1 protein-coding gene and 1 pseudogene are annotated in these 3,229 nt (G+C 73.3%); both read left to right on the forward strand.

What is annotated here, in order from left to right; translation table 11 throughout:
• Positions 1-132: 132 nt before the first annotated feature.
• Positions 133-327, forward strand: a pseudogene (locus ACFZCP_RS45795) (polyketide synthase); the annotation flags it as partial.
• A gap of 108 nt (positions 328-435) precedes the next feature.
• On the forward strand, positions 436-3,229 hold a 2,794-nt coding region (locus ACFZCP_RS45800), incomplete at its 3' end, for an SDR family NAD(P)-dependent oxidoreductase (RefSeq protein ID WP_391443217.1).

Raw genomic sequence — 3,229 nt, forward strand, 5'->3', positions numbered from 1 at the left:
GCGGGGGCGTTGCTGGGTGGCGGTGATGGTCCGGGTGTGGGTGGCGTGGGTGATGTGGCGGGGCTGGTGCACGGGGCGGTGGGTGGTGTGCCGGGTCTGGTGCACGGGGCGGTGGGTGGTGCGTTGGGGGTGGTGCAGGAGTGGCTGGAGGAGCAGCGTCTGGATGCGGCGCGGTTGGTGGTGGTCACGCGTGGTGGTGTGGATGGGGTGGCGGGTGTGGCTGTGGAGGATCTGGCTGCGGCTTCGGTGTGGGGTCTGGTGCGGTCGGCGCAGTCGGAGAATCCGGGTCGTCTTGTTCTGGTTGATCTGCCTGCTCTGGATGCGGGTGCTCATGTCGGGGTGCTGCCTTCGGTGGTGGGCAGTGGTGAGCCGGAGTTGGTGGTTCGGGGGCGGGTTGGTTATGGCAGGCGGCTGGTTCGGCCGTCGGGTGATCTGGTGCCGGTCGAGTGGCCCTCCGAGCCGCGGGCGGATGCTGCTGCGCGTTCGGTGCTGGTGACGGGCGGGACCGGAACACTGGGCGGGCTGGTCGCGCGGCACCTGGTGAGGACTGGCCGGGCCGGCGGCGTGCTGCTGCTCAGCCGCTCCGGTCCGGCCGCCGGCGTGGCTGCCCTGGTGGCGGAGCTGGCCGAACTGGGCGTCTGGGTCCGGGTGATCGCGTGCGACGTGGCCGACCGAAGCGCGCTGGCCGCGGCGCTGGAGAGGATTCCGGCCGAATCCCCGCTGGGCTCCGTCATCCACTCCGCAGGCGTCGTCGACGACGGAGTGATCCCCTCGATGACGCCCGAGCGGCTGTCCGCGGTGATGCGGCCGAAGGTCGACGCGGCCTGGCACCTGCACGAACTCACCGCACCCATGGACCTCGACCATTTCGTCTCGTTCTCCTCCGCGGCGGCGACGTTCGGCGCACCCGGTCAGGGCAACTACGTGGCGGCGAACTCCTTCCTGGACGCCCTGGCCGGCTACCGGCGGGCGGCCGGACTCGCCGGGCTGTCGCTGCAACTGGGCGCGTGGGCGCACGAGGCGGGCATCGGCCGTAACCTGGGCGAACGGCTGCTCTCACGCATCGACCGCTCGGGTTTCGTGACGATGGGCGCCGAAGAAGGCCTGGTCGTGTTCGACGCGGCGCTGGCCCGGGACGAGGCACTGCTGGTACCCGCCCGCCTGGACGTGGCGGGCCTGCGGGCACAGGCCGCCCGCACCACGGACATCCCGCCGCTGTGGCGGGCACTCGTCGGCGCAGGCGGCGCCGCCCGGCGTACGGCCGCCTCGCGGACCGGCAGCGGCACCGGCGCGGGCACCGGCGCCGCGGACGCGCTACGGCGGCAGCTGGCGTCGGTGTCGGCCACGGAGCGGGACCGGATCCTGCTGGACCTGGTCCGCGCCCACGTGGCCGCCGTCCTCGGACACGCCTCCGCCGAGGCGATCGAGGCGACCCGGGCCTTCACCGACCTCGGCTTCGACTCGCTCACCTCGGTGGAACTGCGCAACCGCCTCAACACGGAGACCGGTCTGCGACTGCCCGCGACGCTGGTGTTCGACCACCCCACACCGGCGGCGCTGACCGTCCTGCTGCGCTCGGAAATCACCGGGGACCTGCCGGCCGTCGCCGCACCCTCCGGTCCGGTGGCACCAGGCGTCGTGGACGAGCCGATCGCCATCGTGGGCATGGCCTGCCGGTTCCCCGGCGGTGCCGTCAGCCCGGAGGACCTGTGGCAGCTGCTGGCCTCGGGCGCGGACGCGATCGGCCCGTTCCCGCAGGACCGAGGCTGGGACCTCGAAGCGCTCTACGACCCGGACCTGGAACGCACGGGCACGCTGTACACCCAGGCGGGCGGATTCGTCCGCGACGCGAGCGGCTTCGACGCCGGGTTCTTCGGGATCAGCCCGCGTGAGGCCCTCGCCATGGACCCGCAGCAGCGACTGCTCCTGGAGACCTCCTGGGAGGCGCTGGAACGCGCCGGCATCGACCCCGCGACACTGCGCGGCAGCCAGACCGGCGCCTTCGTCGGCGGGTCCACCTCCGGATACGGCATCGACGTGCCGCTGGAGGGCGCCGGGGTCGCCGAGGGGCACCTGATGACCGGCACGGCGGCCAGCGTCATGTCGGGCCGGCTGTCGTACACGTTCGGCCTGGAGGGCCCCGCCGTGACCGTGGACACGGCGTGTTCCTCGGCGCTGGTGGCCCTGCACATGGCCTGCCAGGCGATCAGGGCCGGGGAGTGCTCGCTCGCGCTCGCCGGCGGCGTCGCCGTCACCGCCACCCCCGCCGTGTTCGTGGCCTTCTCCCAGGCACGAGGCGTCTCCGTGGACGGACGCTGCAAGTCGTTCGCCGCGTCGGCCGACGGATCCGGCTTCGCCGAGGGCGCGGGCATGCTGGTGGTGGAACGGCTGTCCGACGCCCGCCGCAACGGTCACAAGGTGCTCGCGGTGATCCCCGGATCGGCGATCAACCAGGACGGCGCGTCCAACGGCCTGACCGCGCCGAACGGTCCTTCGCAGCAGCGGGTCATCCGTGCCGCGCTGGCCAACGCCGGGGTGCGCGCCGACGAGGTCGACGCGGTCGAGGCCCATGGCTCGGCGACCACGCTCGGCGACCCGATCGAGGCCCAGGCCCTGATCGCGACCTACGGCCAGGAACGCTCCGAGAACCGTCCGCTGTGGCTCGGCTCGGTGAAGTCCAACATCGGACACACCCAGACCGCCGCCGGCGCCGCCGGAATCATCAAGATGGTGCTGGCGTTGCAGCACGAGCAGCTGCCGCGGACGCTGCACGTGGAGGAGCCCACGCCGCACGTGGACTGGTCGGCCGGCGAGGTGCGGCTGCTGACCGAGTCCGTGCCGTGGCCCGCCGGGGAACGCGTGCGCCGCGCGGGTGTGTCGGCGTTCGGCATGAGCGGCACCAACGTGCACGTCATCCTCGAAGAGGCCCCGGCCGAGGACGCCGCCGAAACGGCGGACGACCCGCAGGAGCCCGCCGACGGGACACCGTCGGCCGGCGCCCCCGCCGTGGTCGAGGCCGACGGCGTGAGCGCGTGGCTGGTGTCGGGCCGGACGGCCGAGGGCCTGACCGCGCAGGCGGAGCGCCTGCGTGCATGGGCCGTGGCCCGACCTCGACTCGAACCGGCGCACGTGGCGTGGTCGTTGGCGGCGACGCGGTCGGTGTTCGAGCACCGGTCGGTGGTTCTGGGCGGTGACCGTGGGGAGTTGGTGTCCGGTCTGGAGAGCCTGG

Source organism: Streptomyces sp. NPDC007971, assembly GCF_042958635.1.
GTDB lineage: Bacteria > Actinomycetota > Actinomycetes > Streptomycetales > Streptomycetaceae > Streptomyces.